General features: G+C 56.4%; 1 rRNA gene. It reads right to left on the reverse strand.

What is annotated here, in order from left to right:
• Nucleotides 1–22: 22 nt before the first annotated feature.
• Nucleotides 23–3,146: ribosomal RNA gene (locus AB0I23_RS41145) — 23S ribosomal RNA — on the reverse strand.
• Nucleotides 3,147–3,180 lie beyond the last annotated feature (34 nt).

Consider the following 3,180-nt stretch of genomic DNA (forward strand, 5'->3'; position numbering starts at 1 on the left):
AACACAGTGGACGCGAGCAACTGAGGACAAGCCCTCGGCCTATTAGTACCAGTCAGCTCCACCCGTTACCAGGCTTCCACATCTGGCCTATCAACCCAGTCGTCTACTGGGAGCCTTAACCTCTCAAGGAGGTGGGAATACTCATCTCGAAGCAGGCTTCCCGCTTAGATGCTTTCAGCGGTTATCCTTTCCGAACGTAGCCAACCAGCCATGCCCTTGGCAGGACAACTGGCACACCAGAGGTTCGTCCGTCCCGGTCCTCTCGTACTAGGGACAGCCCTTCTCAATATTCCTACGCGCGCAGCGGATAGGGACCGAACTGTCTCACGACGTTCTAAACCCAGCTCGCGTACCGCTTTAATGGGCGAACAGCCCAACCCTTGGGACCGACTCCAGCCCCAGGATGCGACGAGCCGACATCGAGGTGCCAAACCATCCCGTCGATATGGACTCTTGGGGAAGATCAGCCTGTTATCCCCGGGGTACCTTTTATCCGTTGAGCGACAGCGCTTCCACAAGCCACTGCCGGATCACTAGTCCCGACTTTCGTCCCTGCTCGACCCGTCGGTCTCACAGTCAAGCTCCCTTGTGCACTTACACTCAACACCTGATTGCCAACCAGGCTGAGGGAACCTTTGGGCGCCTCCGTTACTCTTTAGGAGGCAACCGCCCCAGTTAAACTACCCATCAGACACTGTCCCTGATCCGGATCACGGACCCAGGTTAGACATCCAGCACGACCAGAGTGGTATTTCAACGGCGACTCCACAACCACTGGCGTGGCTGCTTCAAAGTCTCCCACCTATCCTACACAAGCCGAACCGAACACCAATATCAAACTGTAGTAAAGGTCCCGGGGTCTTTCCGTCCTGCTGCGCGAAACGAGCATCTTTACTCGTAGTGCAATTTCACCGGGCCTATGGTTGAGACAGTCGAGAAGTCGTTACGCCATTCGTGCAGGTCGGAACTTACCCGACAAGGAATTTCGCTACCTTAGGATGGTTATAGTTACCACCGCCGTTTACTGGCGCTTAAGTTCTCAGCTTCGCCGACCCGAAAGTCAGCTAACCGGTCCCCTTAACGTTCCAGCACCGGGCAGGCGTCAGTCCGTATACATCGCCTTACGGCTTCGCACGGACCTGTGTTTTTAGTAAACAGTCGCTTCTCGCTGGTCTCTGCGGCCACCCCCAGCTCATGGAGTAAATCCAATCACCAGTGATGGCCCCCCTTCTCCCGAAGTTACGGGGGCATTTTGCCGAGTTCCTTAACCATAGTTCACCCGAACGCCTCGGTATTCTCTACCTGACCACCTGAGTCGGTTTAGGGTACGGGCCGCCATGAAACTCGCTAGAGGCTTTTCTCGACAGCATAGGATCATCCACTTCACCACAATCGGCTCGGCATCAGGTCTCAGGCTCATGTGTGACGGATTTGCCTACCACACGCCCTACACCCTTACCCCGGGACTACCACCGCCCGGGCTGGACTACCTTCCTGCGTCACCCCATCGCTTACCTAGTACAAGTCTGGTTCGTCGGCTCCACCACTACCCTCAACTCCGAAGAGATCGGGCCGGCTTCACGGACTTAGCATCGCCTGATTCAGTATTGGGCGTTTCAAAGCGGGTACCGGAATATCAACCGGTTGTCCATCGACTACGCCTGTCGGCCTCGCCTTAGGTCCCGACTTACCCTGGGCAGATCAGCTTGACCCAGGAACCCTTAGTCAATCGGCGCACACGTTTCTCACGTGTGTATCGCTACTCATGCCTGCATTCTCACTCGTGAACCGTCCACAACTCGCTTCCGCGGCTGCTTCACCCGGCACACGACGCTCCCCTACCCATCCGTACTCCCGTTGGGGATACATGTACGAATGACACGACTTCGGCGGTACGCTTGAGCCCCGCTACATTGTCGGCGCGGAATCACTTGACCAGTGAGCTATTACGCACTCTTTCAAGGGTGGCTGCTTCTAAGCCAACCTCCTGGTTGTCTCTGCGACTCCACATCCTTTCCCACTTAGCGTACGCTTAGGGGCCTTAGTCGATGCTCTGGGCTGTTTCCCTCTCGACCATGGAGCTTATCCCCCACAGTCTCACTGCCGTGCTCTCACTTACCGGCATTCGGAGTTTGGCTAAGGTCAGTAACCCGGTAGGGCCCATCGCCTATCCAGTGCTCTACCTCCGGCAAGAAACACACGACGCTGCACCTAAATGCATTTCGGGGAGAACCAGCTATCACGGAGTTTGATTGGCCTTTCACCCCTAACCACAGGTCATCCCCCAGGTTTTCAACCCTGGTGGGTTCGGTCCTCCACGAAGTCTTACCTCCGCTTCAACCTGCCCATGGCTAGATCACTCCGCTTCGGGTCTTGAGCGTGCTACTGAAACGCCCTATTCGGACTCGCTTTCGCTACGGCTTCCCCACACGGGTTAACCTCGCAACACACCGCAAACTCGCAGGCTCATTCTTCAAAAGGCACGCAGTCACGACTGTTGCTCCGAAGAACAACAGCGACGCTCCCACGGCTTGTAGGCACACGGTTTCAGGTACTATTTCACTCCGCTCCCGCGGTACTTTTCACCATTCCCTCACGGTACTATCCGCTATCGGTCACCAGGGAATATTTAGGCTTAGCGGGTGGTCCCGCCAGATTCACACGGGATTTCTCGGGCCCCGTGCTACTTGGGTGTCTCTCAAACGAGCCGTCAATGTTTCAGCTACGGGGGTCTTACCCTCTACGCCGGACCTTTCGCATGTCCTTCGCCTACATCAACGGTTTCTGACTCGTCTCACAGCCGGCAGACCGTGAAAAAGAGATCCCACAACCCCGCATGCGCAACCCCTGCCGGGTATCACACGCATACGGTTTGGCCTCATCCAGTTTCGCTCGCCACTACTCCCGGAATCACGGTTGTTTTCTCTTCCTGAGGGTACTGAGATGTTTCACTTCCCCTCGTTCCCTCCACACTGCCTATGTGTTCAGCAGCGGGTGACAGCCCATGACGACTGCCGGGTTTCCCCATTCGGACACCCCCGGATCAAAGCTCGGTTGACAGCTCCCCGGGGCCTATCGTGGCCTCCCACGTCCTTCATCGGTTCCTGGTGCCAAGGCATCCACCGTGCGCCCTTAAAAACTTGGCCACAGATGCTCGCGTCCACTGTGCAGTTCTCAAGC

The sequence above is a fragment of the Streptomyces atratus genome, assembly GCF_040655115.1.
GTDB lineage: Bacteria > Actinomycetota > Actinomycetes > Streptomycetales > Streptomycetaceae > Streptomyces > Streptomyces atratus_D.